The sequence below is a fragment of the Loktanella sp. DJP18 genome (assembly GCF_049310965.1).
Lineage (GTDB): Bacteria > Pseudomonadota > Alphaproteobacteria > Rhodobacterales > Rhodobacteraceae > Loktanella.
In genome coordinates, this window is sequence record NZ_JBMERN010000001.1 from 58,759 (window position 1) to 72,703 (window position 13,945).

Genomic DNA, 13,945 nt, shown 5'->3' on the forward strand with positions numbered 1-13,945 from the left:
GCACCCCGCCGCCTTCCCATATACATAACGCAAAACGAATGTTTCGCGTGCGATACATATTATGTAAAATCAATCGGTTGGAGTAATTGTTCGTTAAGGTTTTGTAGGTGCCTACAAACGCGCCAACAGGTCCGCCGTGGGCCAGGCATCGGCGGGCAGGCCAAGCCGTTCCTGTTCGATCTGCACCGCTTCCCGCGTCTTTTCGCCCAGGATGCCGTCGCTGCCGCCGACGTCGTGCCCCAAGGCCGTCAGCCGGTCCTGCAAGGCGATCATCTGGTCGCCGGACAGGCCCGGATCGGGGTTACCGGCGTCGTAGACCGGTGCGCCGGCCAGTCGTGTCGCGAAGTAGGCGGCGGTCAGGACGTAGGTGAACGACTGGTTCCACTCGAAGTAGATCTCGAAGTTCGGGTAGGCCATGAAGGCCGGGCCGTTGCGCCCCATCGGCAGCACCACGGCGCCGTCAAGCTCGGGCAGGGGCGCGTTGCGGCCCGCGACGCCCAAGGCCGCCCAGTCGGCGGCGGAGGCTGGATGGTTCAGCCCGGTGCGCGCCCAGTCGAGGGTGTCGGGCACCGTGATTTCCTGCAAGGCCGGTTCATCGGCGCGCCAGCCAAGGGCTGACAGCAGGGCGGCACCCGACATCAGCGCGTCCGGGGCCGAGGTCTTGAGGTCGATGCGCCCGTCGCCGTCGCCGTCGGTGCCGTGGGCGATGATGTCGCGGGGCAGCATCTGGACCTGCCCGATCTCTCCGGCCCAGGCACCTGTCGTCGCAAGGTCGAAGTCGCCGCGATCAAAAAGCTGCATCGCGGCCAGGAGTTCGGGGCGGAAAAGCTCGGGCCGGCGGCAGTCGTGGGCGAGGGTGAAGAGCGCGTTGCGGGTGTTGAAATCGCCTTGGATCGCGCCGTAATCCGTCTCGAACGCCCAGAAGGCCAGCAGGACGCCGCGGGGGATGCCGAACTGCGCCTCTATCGCGTCGAAGGTGGCATCGTGGCGGTCGGACATCGCGCGGCCGTTTTCGATCCGGGCCGTGCTGATCAGGCGGCGCGAGAAGGTCACGAAGTCGAGCTGGAAGACGCCCTGCGCCCGGTCCGCCGCCAGCACGGCGGGGTCGATCCGTGCGTCGGCCAGAAAGGCGTCGACGGTATTGGCGGGAACGCCCATCGCCACGGCCTCGACCCGCAATCCGGCCTTGAAGTCGGGGATGGGTGCGCCGCAGTCCTGCGCGGCAAGCGGTGTGGCGAGGGTCAGCAGCAGGGGGGCGAGGCGCATGAGGTGTCCTTGGCAAGTTTCCGGCACATTGCCAGACGCGGCCCCGGATTAGAACAGCGTCAGGATCAGGGCGGCGAAAACCGCCAGCGCCCAGGTGCGCCACAGGACGGCGCAGGCGTTGTCGATGTCGGCGGGGCCCGCCATGCGGCGGCCCTCGGCGTTGACGAAGGGGTAGTCGCGGCGCTGTCCATCGTAGGTTCGCGGACCCGACAGGGCGATCCCCAGCACCTGCGCCATCGCGGCCTCTGGCCATCCGGCGTTGGGCGACCGGTGACGCGGCGCCTCTGCCATGACTGCGGGCAGGGCGCTGCGGCGCGGTGCCGTCGCCCAGATCAGGAGGGCGGTCAGGCGGGCGGGGATCAGGTTCAGCAGGTCGTCGAAGCGGGCGGCGGCCCAGCCGAATTCCTCGTACTTCGGGGTGCGGTAGCCGATCATCGAATCGGCCGTATTGGTGATCTTGTAGAGCAGCAGGCCGGGCAGGCCGCCGACGGCGAACCAGAACGCGGGGGCAATGACACCATCGGACAGGTTCTCGGCCGCGGATTCGATGGCGGCTCGGGCGACGCCGGGTTCATCGAGGGACCGCGTTTCGCGCCCGACGATCTGGGCGACGGCGGTGCGACCTGCGGGCAGCGACTGGCGCAGGGCGACAGCGACAAGGCGGACGTGATCGACAAGGCTGCGCTGCGCCAGCAGCACTGCCAGCACGATCACGTCGACGATGTGGCCAGGGATCGCCGCCAACGCAAGGCCAAAGGCTACGAAGACGAGGCACAGCAGGGCGAAGGCAAGCGTGCCCTTGGTGCGGCGATTGGCCCCGTGGTTGATGTGGTCGTCGATCCAGCCGACGCTACGCCCCATCAGCACGGCGGGGTGCGGCACGCGCGACCAGAGCCAGCGGGGTTCGCCCATCACGGCATCCAGCAGGAGGCCGAGGATGAGCGTCAAAAGGCGGCCTCCAGCCGGTCCCAGGCGTCGGGCGGCGGCAGGCCAAGGCGCAGCCAGTCGGACGCATAGGGGAACACCCTGCTCCAGACGCGGCTGCGAGCGAGATGGGCCTGGGCTGCGGCGGCGTCCTCGACCTGATAGAGGCGGAACAGCGATGTGCCGCCCTTGACGAGTGCCCCCTTGGACAGCAGCAGTTCGTCAAGGCGCGCGGCGTCGCGGTCGAGGCGGGCGCAGGTCTCGTCCGCCCAGAGGGGGTCGGCCAGCGCCTCTGCCCCGATGGACAGGGCCGGGCCCGAGACGGGCCAGGGGCCAAGCGCGTCGGCGAGGTCTGCGATGATCTGCGGATCGCCGATGGCGAAGCCAAGTCGCAGGCCGGCGAGGCCCCAGAACTTGCCGAGCGATTTCAGAACCACCGTGCCGGGACGCGCCGACAGGCGGATCAGGGATGCGGCCGGCGTCACGTCGCAAAAGCTTTCGTCGATGATGGTGAAGGGGGCCGTCACCTGTTCGGCCTGCCACATCAGGCCGTCGGGGTTGTTGGGATGCACGGCGACGATGGCGTCCTGCGCGTCATCCGCCAGTGTCCAACCGGCGGCGCGAAAGGCGGCACCGTGTTCGTTGTAGGTGGGGCCGGGGATCGACACGCGCCCGGCGTCGCGCAGGCGCGGCAGCTGCGCAATGGCGGGCGACGCGCCGGGCAGAGCCAGCACGGCAGCGGCGGCGGGAATGTTCCAGAACGCCCGCGCACGTTGCACCAGGAGCGCCGTGGCGTCGCGGTCGGGCAGGGCCGTCCAGGCGGCGGTCGTCAGGCGGGGCAGGGGGTAGGGCACGGGGTTGATGCCCGTGGACAGGTCCAGCCAGTCGGCCCGCTTGCCGCCGAAGGTGGCGATCGCCGCATCCAGCCCGCCGCCGTGGTCGCGCGGCGGCTTCATGCGGCGTCCGTTCCGGCGTCGGCTTCCGCGTTCGTTTCCGCTTCGGGCAGGGGCGGATGACGGGTGACGAAGTGCCCCTTGATCGCCTGTGGCCAGTCGCGGTAGGGCACCTGCCCTGAACCCGAACCCGCGTGCAGCGTGGCATAGGCCACGATCCCGGCTGCCGCATGGGGGCTGGGTTCGAAATCTCCGAGTGTGTAGGACAGCTTGCCCTGCGCCTGCACCGCGACATTGCAGCCCGACTTGCACCCCATCAGGCAGGCTGTGCGGCGGGTCCGCACGGCGGGCGCATCGGTTGCCGCCGCCTCGATCAGGGCGGCAAGGGCTTCGCCGTCGGTGCGGTCGGCCCCGGACAGATCCCAGCCATCCCGCTTGCAGGTGTCGCAGATGGTGATCCATGTGGTCATGCGCTTGCCCCTCGCGGCGACGTTTCCACGTTTCAAGCGGATTTCATCGGACGATACAAGGCGGCTGCGCCATGAAACGCCCAGGGTGCGACGTTGGCGTGATTCACGATGTTTTTCGGGAACGGCTTGGTGTAGTCTTCAATAATGGATACCCAGCCTGCGCCGATCCATCCCTGTCCCCTGCGTGTCCTGCTTGTGCAAAGCCAGCTGGAACTGGGACGTGTGTGGCAGCGCCACATGCAACGGCAGGGCGTGAGCGTGGAACTGTGCCGCGATGCGGACGCGGCTCTGGAGGCGCTGGAGTCGCAGGTCTTCGATGTCGTCGTGCTGGATCTGGTGCTGGAAGAAGGCAACGGCCTTACGGTCGCCGACATGGCGGCGTTCCGGCATCCGCAGGCCAGCGTGATCTGCGTGACCGACGCAAGCTTCTTTTCCGACGGATCGATCTTCAACCACTGTGCGACGGCGGGGCTGACCCTGAACCGCACCACGCCGCCGGACGAGCTGACCGCCATCGTCGCCCATTACGGTGAACGGTCAGCCGCCCTGGGGCGCTGACCGTTCCGCGCCGGCCGCACGGTGATACCTAGCCGCGACCGTGAGGCTGATCGAAATCCGGGTTCGGATTGATCGGGATAATGCGGTGCGGGTTCACGGTCTCGTGGCTGTAGTGATAGTGCCGGACGATGTGGTCCATGTTCACCGTGTCAGCGACTGGCCCGTCCGGCGTCTGCCATTGATACAGCTCTCGCGTGAAGCCCCATAGGTTGGGGTAGTCGCGAATGAACGCCCGGTTGCACTTGAAATGGGTATGATAGACGTTGTCGAACCGCATCAGGGTCGTCCAAAGCCGCCAGTCGGCCTCGGTGATGCGGTCGCCCATCAGGTAGCGGTTGCGCGACAGCATGTCTTCCAGCCAGTCGAGGCTGTCGAACAGGGGATGCACCGCGTCCTCATAGGCGTCCTGCGTCGTGGCGAAGCCGGCCTTGTACACGCCGTTGTTGACCGTGTGATAGATGCGGTCGTTGATCGGTGCCATCGCCTCGCGCAGGTCTGCGGGCCAGTAGTCGTCGGTGTTGCCAGTGATGTCGTCGAAGGCGGAGTTGAACATCCGGATGATCTCGGAGGATTCGTTGGACACGATGCGGTTCTGCTGCGTGTCCCACAGCAGCGGCACGGTGACGTGTCCGGTCATGTCCGGCGTATCCTCGAGATACACCTGCGGCAGGAAATCCAGCCCGAAGAGGGCGTCGCCGGTGGCATCGGGGTAGGCATCGGACAGGGTCCAGCCTTCGGACAGCATCTCGGGATGCACGACGCTGACGCCGATGTGGTCGGTCAGGCCCTTGAGCATCCGGAACGCCAAAGCGCGGTGCGCCCAGGGACAGGCATAGCTGACATACATGTGGTAGCGGCCACTCTCGGCCTTGAACCCGGCGTCGCCGGATGGCCCGGCGCTGCCGTCGGCAGTGATCCAGTTGCGGAAACTCGCCTCGTCCCGTTCGAACTTGCCGCCCGATTCGTCGGTGTCATACCACTTGTCTTGCCACTTTCCGTCGACCAACAGGCCCATGCGCCATTCCCTTCGTATTCGGTTCCGTTCAGGACATAAGCCGTGTGCCTGGCGGTGCCACCCTGCAAGGCAGCGCCACCGGCCTGCGCTGCTGCACATCCCCATTGACGCCATCGTGCTGCAGTGACGGCGCTGATTTGGCGTGTCGCCTAAAATTGTGGCGCCAGTCACTGCCGTTGCTTGGAAATGAGGCGGCAAGCCCGTGGCGCAAATGAGCGAGGGCTGTTTCGCTGGAAAGGTGACGAACGCCGGGCGCAGGGTCCGTCTTGCCAGACCGGCATCATCGCCGCGCAGCGGACAATCCTTGGGGGATCACGCCCCGCCGCGCGACGATCACAACATCACTGCTGCGGCACCTCGATACGATGTGACCGTGTTCCGAACCAGTGCCTTTTGCACAGGGTGCGCGGCAGTCAACAGGGGACAAACGAATGACTTCATCACTGAGAACAACCACCGCCGCACTGGCTGCCCTGCTCGCGTCGACAACGCTGGCCACCGCTCAGGATTGCGCCGAACCGATCAAGGTCGGCGTCCTGCACTCGCTCTCCGGCTCCATGGCCATATCCGAGACGACGTTGAAGGACGTCATGCTGATGCTGGTCGACGAGCAGAACGCCAAGGGCGGCGTGCTGGGCTGCCAGCTTGAGGCGGTCGTCGTCGACCCGGCCTCTGACTGGCCGCTGTTCGCCGAAAAGGCGCGCGAGCTGCTGACCGTCGACAATGTCGACGTGATCTTCGGCAACTGGACCTCCGTGTCGCGCAAGTCCGTCCTGCCGGTGATCGAGGAACTGAACGGCCTGCTGTTCTATCCCGTGCAATACGAAGGCGAAGAGTCGTCCAAGAACGTGTTTTACACCGGTGCCGCGCCGAACCAGCAGGCGATCCCGGCTGTCGATTACTTTCTGGAAGAACTCGGCGTCGAGAAATTCGCCCTGCTGGGTACCGACTACGTCTATCCGCGCACCACGAACAACATCCTGCAGGCCTACCTGATGGACAAGGGCATCGCGGAAGAGGACATCTTCGTCAACTACACCCCCTTCGGCCAGTCGGACTGGGGCACCATCGTCGGTGACGTCGTGGCGCTGGGCGAGGACGGCAAGCAGGTCGGCGTGATCTCGACCATCAACGGCGACGCGAACATCGGTTTCTACAAGGAACTCGCCGCTGCCGACGTCAGCGCCGACGACATTCCCGTCGTGGCCTTCTCGGTCGGAGAGGAAGAGCTGTCGGGCCTCGACACCTCCAACCTCGTCGGTCATCTCGCGGCCTGGAACTACTTCATGACCGCCGACACGCCGGAAAACGCCGCGTTCATCGAAAAGTGGAAAGCCTTCATCGGTGACGACGCCCGCGTGACCAACGACCCGATGGAAGCGCATTACATCGGCTTCAACATGTGGGTGCAGGCGGTCGAGCAGGCCGGCACGAAGGATGTGGACGCGGTGTCGGAAGCGATGATCGGCCAGACCTTTCCGAACCTGACCGGCACCGTGGCCGAGATGCTGCCGAACCACCACCTGACCAAGCCGGTGCTGATCGGCGAGATTCGCGCCGACGGCCAGTTCGACGTCATCAGCCAGACCGAGCCGGTGCCGGGCGACGCCTGGACCGACTTCCTGCCGGAAAGCGCCGTGCTGACGTCCGACTGGAAGGATCTGAAGTGCGGGATGTACAACACCGAAACCGAGACCTGCGTGCAGTTGACCTCCAACTACTAGGCCGCTGACAGGCGGGCGCGGGGATGGTTCCCGCGCCCGCCTTGATCCTGCATCCCCTGATCCTTCAACGAAAGACCGACATGCGGCACATTCTGGCCACGATCATCCTTGCGGTCTGCCTGGGCCAGTCCGCCGCGGCGCAGGACCTCCAACCGATCCTGCAAACCCATGCTGCGGAAATCGCGGACCCGTCGCGCGGCAGCGTTGCGGCGCCGCTGGATGCGATGATCGCCTCTGGTCTGCCGCAGGTGCCGACCTTCCTCGAACGCTGGACGGACAAGGGCGTCTGGCAACGCGATGCGGATGGTGTGTTCTTCTACGGCGCAGCCAGTGGCAATGACCTGACCCTGACCGACATCGACACGGGCGAAGAGACGACGGTGCCAAAGGCCGGCCACACCGAATTGCGGCCCAACGGCGGCGTGCGGCGTGTGATCGGGACCGCACTGGTGCAATTCCAGTTGACCGATCCCGACATAGCGCGCCGCCTGTCGGCCATCGACAGCCTGGCTCGCAGGCCCGACGCCGAGCAGCTCGCCCCCCTGCTCGGGTCGATCGAGGGTGAACCGGACCCGGCGCTGAAGGCCCGCAAGATCCAACTTGCGAATTTCCTGTCGGCCAGTTTTGCACCCGATCCGGCCGACCGCATCGCCGCGATCGACAGCCTGGCACAGGATACCACGATCGAGGCGCGGGCGGTGCTGAACCAGATCCTGACGACCCGGTCAGAGGTCGCCACGACCGCCCCCACCGGCAATGTCGCCCGCATCCTGACCGTCGGCGACGGCCTGACCAAGGCGGAAGCCTACGATCGCCTTATCGCCGCCGACCTTGCACCGCCCGCGATACCCGCGCCGGCGATCCGTGACGCCTTGGCCGCCAATATCGTCGACGGCCGCGTGGGCGACGTGCCGCTGGCGCAACTGGGTAACGCCGCCGCACGCGAACGTGCGTATGCGACGCTCGCCGCCGCGGGCACCGTGCCGCCGCGCCTGACTGACCAGGGACAGGCCGACGCCATCGCGGCGCATACCTTTGCCGAGGTCTATGTCGAGGACGACCCCGCGATCACCGACGCCGCACGTGCTGCCCTCACCTCGGTCGAGACGCGGGTCGCCGCCGAACGTTTCGCAGATCTGGCGCTGGACGCCCTGTCGCTGGCATCAATCTACTTCCTCGCCGCCATCGGCCTGGCCATCACCTTTGGCGTGATGGGTGTCATCAACATGGCGCATGGCGAGTTCATCATGATGGGGGCCTATACCGGCTATGTCATCCAGCAGGTCGTGCCGGATTACACGCTGTCGCTGATCGTGGCCCTGCCCGTGGCCTTTGCCGTCACCTTCGCCGCCGGTGTCACGATGGAGCGCCTGGTGATCCGCCACCTCTACCACCGCCCGCTGGAAACGTTGCTGGCGACCTTCGGCATCTCGATCGCGCTGCAACAGCTGGCCAAGAACATCTTCGGCACGCAGGCCCGTCCGCTGACCTCGCCGGGCTGGCTCGACGGCGCGCTGGTGTTGTCCGATGTCGTGCAAATCAGCTACATCCGCATCGCGATCTTCGTGCTGGCGCTGCTGTTCCTCGGCCTGATCCTGTTCATCCTGAAACGCACGCGGCTGGGGCTGGAAGTGCGCGCCGTCACCCAGAACCCCGGCATGGCGGCCAGCATGGGCATCGACCCGGACCGCATCAACATGCTGACCTTCGGTCTCGGTTCCGGCATCGCGGGCATCGCGGGCGTGGCCATCGGCCTTTACGCCAAGGTCACATCGGAAATGGGGGCCGACTACATCGTTCAATCCTTCATGACGGTCGTCGTCGGCGGCGTCGGCAACGTCTGGGGCACGCTGGCGGGTGCCACCCTCATCGGCTTCCTGCAAAAGGGGATCGAGTTCCTCAATCCCTCCAACACTCTCGCCGCCCAGACCTACATGGTGCTGTTCATCATCCTGTTCATCCAGTTCCGTCCCAAGGGCATCGTCGCCCAAAACGGCCGGGCGGCGGCGGACTGATGCGCATGTCCCCCCTTCTTCTGGTCGAAAATGTCCCGGGGCGCGCCAGTGTTGCGCCTTTGGTCCAAGCGACAATGGCGACGGGGCTGTCCCCCGCCGTCGCGACGTGCCCCGCACTGCGCGATCCTGTGACGCAAAGGCACCATCCATGACCCAGGGCTTCCTCGTGACCAACCGTTCCGTCCGCTGGTTCCTGCTGAGCCTCGCTCTCTTCACCGCCGTCGTGGCCTTCGGGTCAGAAGCGTCGGGGGCGGGCCTCATCTCCACCTCACTCGTCAAGACTCTGGGCAAGACGCTGTGTCTGTGCCTGATCGCCGTCGCGATGGACGTGGTCTGGGGCTATTGCGGCATCCTGTCCCTCGGGCATTTCGCCTTCTTCGGCATCGGCGGCTACGCCATCGGCATGTGGCTGATGTATGCCCGCACCGAGGGCATCGTCATGTCCAGCCTGCAATCCCAGGTGATCCCGCCGACCCCGCAAGAGGTGTCGGATGCCATCGGAAGCCAGATCTTCGGCGTGGTGGGGTCGTCAGAGTTCCCGATGATCTGGGCCTTCGCGGACAATCTTGCCCTGCAACTGGCGATGGTCGTGTTGGTCCCCGGTTTGCTGGCGCTGGTCTTTGGCTGGCTGGCATTCCGCAGCCGGGTCACGGGCGTTTACCTCTCGATCCTGACGCAGGCCATGACGCTGGCGCTGTCGCTTTACCTGTTCCAGAACGACTCCGGCCTGCGCGGCAACAACGGGTTGTCGGGCCTGCAGAACATTCCGGGGTTCGAGCAGACGTCGCAGGCGACCATCAGTCTCGTGTTCTTTCTTGCCTCTGCTGCTGCGCTGGCCTTGGGCTACATCCTGTTCGCCTGGGTCGTCGCGGGCAAGATGGGCAGCGTCATCAAGGGCATCCGCGACAACGAGGCGCGGGTGCGGTTCCTTGGCTACCGGGTCGAGGGTTACAAGCTTTTCGTCTTCACCCTGACCGCCGTCGTGTCGGGCATCGCGGGCGCGCTCTACTACCCGCAGGCGGGCATCATCAACCCGGCTGAAATCGCGCCGATCGCTTCGATCTATCTGGCCGTCTGGGTCGCCATCGGCGGGCGCGGGCGGTTATATGGCGCGGTCATCGGGGCCGCCCTCGTGTCGCTGCTGTCCAGCTGGTTCACGGGGGGCGGTGCGCCCGACGTGAACCTGGGCGTCTACCGCATTGCGTGGACGGACTGGTGGCTCGTGCTGCTGGGCCTGTCCTTCGTCTGCGTCACGCTGTTCTTTCCCAAGGGGATCGGCGGCCTCTTCGACTACATCGTCAGGAAACCGTCATGACCAGCCTTCTGGAAGTCTCCGGTGTGTCCAAGACCTTTGACGGGTTCCGCGCGATCAACGACCTGTCGATCCAGATCTCGGAACCGGAGCTGCGCGCCATCATCGGCCCCAACGGCGCGGGCAAGACCACCTTCATGGACATCGTGACCGGCAAGACGAAACCGGACGAAGGCCGCGTCCTATGGGGCGAACGCAACGAGTCCCTGCTGGGCCTGTCAGAGGCCGAGATCGCCAACAAGGGCATCGGCCGCAAGTTCCAGAAACCGACGGTGTTCGAGGATCAGACCGTGCGCCAGAACCTCGCCATGGCGCTGCGCAACCCGCGCGGTCCCTTTGCCGTGCTGTTCCACCGCAAGACGCCGCAGGGTGCCGCCCGGATCGAGGAGATCGCGGCAGAGATCGGCCTGACCGAGGAGTTGACGCGCACTGCGGGCGAACTCAGTCACGGCCAGAAGCAATGGCTGGAAATCGGGATGCTGCTGGCACAGGACCCGCGCTTGCTGCTGGTCGACGAACCCGCAGCGGGCATGACGGCCGAGGAACGCGAAAAGACCACCGACATTCTGAAACGCGCGGCGCTGACCCGTGCGGTCGTCGTCGTGGAACATGATATGGAATTCGTCCGCCGCCTGAACTGCAAGGTCACGGTCCTGCACGAAGGGCATGTGCTGGCGGAAGGCAGCCTCGATCATGTGACGGCCGACCCGACGGTGATCGACGTCTATCTGGGGCGCGCCGATGCTTGATGTGACTGACCTGTCGTTGAAATACGGGCAAAGCCAGATCCTTTACGACGTATCGCTGACCGCCCCCGTCGGCGAAGTCACAACCGTCATGGGCACCAATGGCGTGGGCAAGACCAGCCTGTTGCGCGCCCTGTCGGGGCGTCATGCCTATAGCGGCGGCACGGTCACGCTGGGCGGGCAGGTGCTGGACCATCCCACCGCCGCCGCCGCCGCCCGCGCGGGCATCGCCTATGTCCCGCAGGGGCGCGAGGTGTTTCCGATGATGAGCGTCGCCGAAAACCTCGAGACCGGGTTTGCCTGCCTGTCCAAGGCCGACCGCACTGTGCCGGCCTGGATCTTCGACCTGTTCCCGGTTCTGGCCGAGATGCAGCACCGCAGGGGTGGCGATCTGTCGGGGGGACAACAGCAGCAGCTTGCCATTGCCCGGGCGCTGATCACGAAGCCCCGCGTGCTGTTGCTGGACGAGCCGACCGAAGGCATCCAGCCCAATGTGATCCAGCAGATCGGCCGGGCGATTGCCCAGTTGCGCGATCGGGGCGACATGGCGATCATCCTTGTCGAACAGAACGTGGACTTCGCCTGGCGCGCGGCGGACCGCTTCGTGATGATGAAGCGGGGTGCCGTCTGGCGCAGCATGGCCAAGGCGGATTGCACGCGCGACGACGTGATAGCGTCGCTCGCCCTCTGACCCTCCCCGCCGGGATTTGTCCGGCGCATGCCATTGCGGACCGGTCGGTGGCGGATTATACCCCGTCCCGACGACGCCCGATATGGGGCCAGAGCGGTTGGTGGCAGACGGGTTGACCCTGACGGGGACCGGGACGTCACATCGTCACTTGCCAGCTCTGCGGCCCGATGAACCTTGCCCGGAGACTGCCATGCGCCTGCTGACACTTGTCCTGATTTTCACCACAACGTCCGCTGCGGCCCATCCCGGTCATCTGGTCGATGCGGCAGGCCACAATCACTGGGTCGCGGGCATCGCATTGGGGGCCGCAGGCATCGCCATCGCATTGGGGGCTCTGAAAGGGCGCAAGGACAAGAAGAAGTCCGAACCCAAGGGCGAGGAACAGCCCGCATGAAGACCGGCGTCATGATCTGCGGCCACGGATCGCGCAGCCAGTCGGCTGTCGACGAATTCGCCACGCTGGCGCAAAAGCTGCCGGCCTGGCTGCCCGACGACTGGCTGGTGGACTATGGCTACCTCGAATTCGCCAACCCGGTGATCCGCGACGGTCTCGATCGTTTGCGAGAGGCCGGCTGCGACCGCATCCTTGCGGTGCCGGGGATGCTCTTTGCGGCGATGCACGCCAAGAACGACATCCCGACGGTGCTGAACACCTATGCGGCACAGCATGGCATCGCGGTCAGCTACGGGCGCGAACTGGGGGTCGATCCTCGGATGATCGCCGCCGCCGCCGCCCGCGTGCAGGAAGCGGTGGACCGCGCCAACGCAAAATACGGCCAGTTGCCCTTGACCGAGACCTGCCTTGTCGTGATCGGGCGCGGCGCATCGGACCCGGACGCCAACGGCAATGTCGCCAAGATCGCCCGGATGATCGCCGAAGGCATGGGCTTCGGCTGGCACGAGGTCGGCTATTCCGGCGTGACCTTTCCGCTCGTGGAACCCTGCCTGCAACACGTCGCGCGTTTACCCTACAAACGGGTCATCGTGTTTCCCTACTTCCTGTTCTCGGGCATCCTGATCGACCGCATCTACGGATTCACCGACCGCGTGGCCGAGGCCCATCCACAGATCCAGTTCATCAAGGCCGGCTACCTTGGCGATCACCCGTCCGTGCTGGAAACCTTTGCTGCACGGGTCACCGAACAGGCGGGGGCCAATCCGCCGCCCAACTGCGGCCTCTGCGCCTACCGCGACCAGGTGCTGGCGCTGGCGGATGGACAGACGCGCGAGATAAGCGCCGCGGACCGCAACCATCCCGCATTCGCCGACTCACCGCCGCCGCTCTGCGTCATGTGCAAATATCGCTCTCGCGTGCTGGGGTTCGAAGGCGAGGTCGGCGCGGTGCAGGAAAGCCACCATCACCATGTCGAAGGGCAGGGGGCCAATGCGCCGGGGTCGAACGTGGCGGACTGCACGCTGTGCGACACCTTCTGCACCGGTATGTGCCGGCTGGAGGCGCAGCACACCCACGCCCATGCCCACGGTCTGCCGCACAGCCATGACCATGACCACCATCATCACGATCACGGTCACCACCACGATCACGCCCACCCAGTCTATCCGCACGCGCACCACCCGCTTGGCCCGGAAAGCGCGCGGCGCACAAAGCGCGCCTGATCCGCATTCATCTGGCCCGTAAACTCCCCCCGGAGGCTATCCCCTCTCATCCCGCGAAAGTCCTGCGTTCATGAGGCCCTACGAGAAAGACCCCGCCGCGATCTACGCGCAGAGCTTTGCCACCGTGCGGGCCGAGGCGCGGCTGGACCGTTTTGCGGTGGCGATGCATCCCGTGATGACACGCCTGATCCACGCCTGCGGGATGGTCGAGATCGCGGACCGGCTGGCGTTTTCCGCAGAGGCGGCGGCAGCGGGACAGGCGGCCTTGGCGGCAGGCGCACCGGTCTTGTGCGACTGCGAGATGGTGGCGGCGGGGATCATCCGACGGCATCTGCCGGCCGGCAACGACGTCATCGTGACGCTGAACGCGGCCGGGGTGCCGGCGCGGGCGCAGGCCATCGGCAACACCCGCTCTGCCGCCGCCGTGGACCTGTGGGTGCCGCATCTGGCGGGGGCCGTCGTCGCCATCGGCAACGCGCCCACCGCCTTGTTTCACCTGCTGGAGCTGCTGGATGCGGGCGCACCGAAGCCTGCGGTGATCCTCGGATTTCCGGTCGGATTCGTAGGTGCTGCCGAATCCAAGGCGGAACTGGCCGCCGACCCGCGCGGCTGCGATTTCATCGCTCTGCGCGGGCGGCGGGGCGGATCGGCCCTTGCAGCGGCTGCCGTGAATGCCCTCGCGGCCGGATTGCCGGAGGACCGGGCTTGAACTGG

14 protein-coding genes are annotated in these 13,945 nt (G+C 66.0%); 9 read left to right on the top strand and 5 right to left on the bottom strand.

The genetic code is table 11. The features are described 5' to 3' along the window. Window positions 1-111 precede the first annotated feature (111 nt). From ACOI1H_RS00270 to ACOI1H_RS00285, 4 genes are read right to left on the bottom strand one after another with little or no spacing between them, the layout of a single operon-like run. Window positions 112-1,266: a lytic murein transglycosylase gene (locus ACOI1H_RS00270; RefSeq protein ID WP_422434705.1), complete on the bottom strand. Its 1,155-nt coding sequence runs from the start codon at window positions 1,264-1,266 to the stop codon at window positions 112-114. A 48-nt stretch (window positions 1,267-1,314) separates the two neighbouring features. Continuing rightward, window positions 1,315-2,214: an adenosylcobinamide-phosphate synthase CbiB gene (gene cbiB / locus ACOI1H_RS00275; protein ID WP_422434706.1), complete on the bottom strand. Its 900-nt coding sequence runs from the start codon at window positions 2,212-2,214 to the stop codon at window positions 1,315-1,317. Then, on the bottom strand, window positions 2,211-3,146 hold the full coding sequence (locus ACOI1H_RS00280; protein ID WP_422434707.1) for an aminotransferase class I/II-fold pyridoxal phosphate-dependent enzyme: 936 nt from the start codon (window positions 3,144-3,146) through the stop codon (window positions 2,211-2,213). The genes cbiB and ACOI1H_RS00280 overlap by 4 nt, the downstream gene beginning before the upstream one ends. Then, entirely contained in the window at window positions 3,143-3,553 is a 411-nt protein-coding gene (locus ACOI1H_RS00285; protein WP_422434708.1) for a DUF1636 family protein, read from the bottom strand. Before ACOI1H_RS00285 ends, ACOI1H_RS00280 begins: the two co-directional genes overlap by 4 nt. A 144-nt stretch (window positions 3,554-3,697) precedes the next feature. Between ACOI1H_RS00285 and ACOI1H_RS00290 the strand changes: the two genes are divergently transcribed. Next, the gene (locus ACOI1H_RS00290) at window positions 3,698-4,111 is read left to right on the top strand and encodes a response regulator (protein WP_422434709.1); all 414 of its coding nucleotides are present in this window, start codon (window positions 3,698-3,700) and stop codon (window positions 4,109-4,111) included. 28 nt (window positions 4,112-4,139) lie between these two features. On the opposite strand, the gene ACOI1H_RS00295 is transcribed toward ACOI1H_RS00290, so the two are convergent. Continuing rightward, window positions 4,140-5,126, bottom strand: coding sequence for a glutathione S-transferase family protein (locus tag ACOI1H_RS00295; RefSeq protein WP_422434710.1), 987 nt, complete (start codon window positions 5,124-5,126; stop codon window positions 4,140-4,142). Window positions 5,127-5,557: 431 nt separating this feature from the next. On the opposite strand from ACOI1H_RS00295, the gene urtA reads away from it, so the two are divergent. From urtA to ACOI1H_RS00335, 8 genes are all read left to right on the top strand, one after another. Further along, window positions 5,558-6,850 carry an urea ABC transporter substrate-binding protein gene (gene urtA, locus ACOI1H_RS00300; protein ID WP_422434711.1) on the top strand — a complete coding sequence of 431 codons (1,293 nt, stop codon included), beginning with the start codon at window positions 5,558-5,560 and terminating at the stop codon, window positions 6,848-6,850. 80 nt (window positions 6,851-6,930) lie between these two features. Beyond that, window positions 6,931-8,865 carry an urea ABC transporter permease subunit UrtB gene (gene urtB, locus ACOI1H_RS00305; RefSeq protein ID WP_422434712.1) on the top strand — a complete coding sequence of 645 codons (1,935 nt, stop codon included), beginning with the start codon at window positions 6,931-6,933 and terminating at the stop codon, window positions 8,863-8,865. A gap of 148 nt (window positions 8,866-9,013) precedes the next feature. Then, a complete protein-coding gene (gene urtC / locus ACOI1H_RS00310) occupies window positions 9,014-10,180 on the top strand; it encodes an urea ABC transporter permease subunit UrtC (protein ID WP_422434713.1) in 1,167 nt (388 codons plus the stop codon). Beyond that, entirely contained in the window at window positions 10,177-10,926 is a 750-nt protein-coding gene (gene urtD, locus ACOI1H_RS00315; protein ID WP_422434714.1) for an urea ABC transporter ATP-binding protein UrtD, read from the top strand. The genes urtC and urtD overlap by 4 nt, the downstream gene beginning before the upstream one ends. Continuing rightward, window positions 10,919-11,614 carry an urea ABC transporter ATP-binding subunit UrtE gene (urtE, locus tag ACOI1H_RS00320; RefSeq protein WP_422434715.1) on the top strand — a complete coding sequence of 232 codons (696 nt, stop codon included), beginning with the start codon at window positions 10,919-10,921 and terminating at the stop codon, window positions 11,612-11,614. The genes urtD and urtE overlap by 8 nt, the downstream gene beginning before the upstream one ends. A gap of 190 nt (window positions 11,615-11,804) precedes the next feature. Continuing rightward, window positions 11,805-12,008, top strand: a complete 204-nt coding sequence (locus ACOI1H_RS00325; RefSeq protein ID WP_422434716.1) for a DUF6732 family protein — start codon at window positions 11,805-11,807, stop codon at window positions 12,006-12,008. Then, window positions 12,005-13,231, top strand: a complete 1,227-nt coding sequence (locus ACOI1H_RS00330) for a sirohydrochlorin chelatase (protein WP_422434717.1) — start codon at window positions 12,005-12,007, stop codon at window positions 13,229-13,231. The genes ACOI1H_RS00325 and ACOI1H_RS00330 overlap by 4 nt, the downstream gene beginning before the upstream one ends. A gap of 70 nt (window positions 13,232-13,301) precedes the next feature. Continuing rightward, window positions 13,302-13,940 carry a precorrin-8X methylmutase gene (locus ACOI1H_RS00335; RefSeq protein ID WP_422434718.1) on the top strand — a complete coding sequence of 213 codons (639 nt, stop codon included), beginning with the start codon at window positions 13,302-13,304 and terminating at the stop codon, window positions 13,938-13,940. The last annotated feature ends 5 nt before the right edge of the window (window positions 13,941-13,945 follow it).

What these genes read in the sequence shown, in the direction of transcription:
- ACOI1H_RS00270 (WP_422434705.1), bottom strand. Translation starts at nt 1,266, where the DNA reads ATGCGCCTCGCCCCCCTGCTGCTGACCCTCGCCACACCGCTTGCCGCG.
- ACOI1H_RS00280 (WP_422434707.1), bottom strand. Translation starts at nt 3,146, where the DNA reads ATGAAGCCGCCGCGCGACCACGGCGGCGGGCTGGATGCGGCGATCGCC.
- ACOI1H_RS00285 (WP_422434708.1), bottom strand. Translation starts at nt 3,553, where the DNA reads ATGACCACATGGATCACCATCTGCGACACCTGCAAGCGGGATGGCTGG.
- ACOI1H_RS00290 (WP_422434709.1), top strand. Translation starts at nt 3,698, where the DNA reads ATGGATACCCAGCCTGCGCCGATCCATCCCTGTCCCCTGCGTGTCCTG.
- ACOI1H_RS00295 (WP_422434710.1), bottom strand. Translation starts at nt 5,126, where the DNA reads ATGGGCCTGTTGGTCGACGGAAAGTGGCAAGACAAGTGGTATGACACC.
- urtA (WP_422434711.1), top strand. Translation starts at nt 5,558, where the DNA reads ATGACTTCATCACTGAGAACAACCACCGCCGCACTGGCTGCCCTGCTC.
- urtB (WP_422434712.1), top strand. Translation starts at nt 6,931, where the DNA reads ATGCGGCACATTCTGGCCACGATCATCCTTGCGGTCTGCCTGGGCCAG.
- urtC (WP_422434713.1), top strand. Translation starts at nt 9,014, where the DNA reads ATGACCCAGGGCTTCCTCGTGACCAACCGTTCCGTCCGCTGGTTCCTG.
- urtD (WP_422434714.1), top strand. Translation starts at nt 10,177, where the DNA reads ATGACCAGCCTTCTGGAAGTCTCCGGTGTGTCCAAGACCTTTGACGGG.
- urtE (WP_422434715.1), top strand. Translation starts at nt 10,919, where the DNA reads ATGCTTGATGTGACTGACCTGTCGTTGAAATACGGGCAAAGCCAGATC.
- ACOI1H_RS00325 (WP_422434716.1), top strand. Translation starts at nt 11,805, where the DNA reads ATGCGCCTGCTGACACTTGTCCTGATTTTCACCACAACGTCCGCTGCG.
- ACOI1H_RS00330 (WP_422434717.1), top strand. Translation starts at nt 12,005, where the DNA reads ATGAAGACCGGCGTCATGATCTGCGGCCACGGATCGCGCAGCCAGTCG.
- ACOI1H_RS00335 (WP_422434718.1), top strand. Translation starts at nt 13,302, where the DNA reads ATGAGGCCCTACGAGAAAGACCCCGCCGCGATCTACGCGCAGAGCTTT.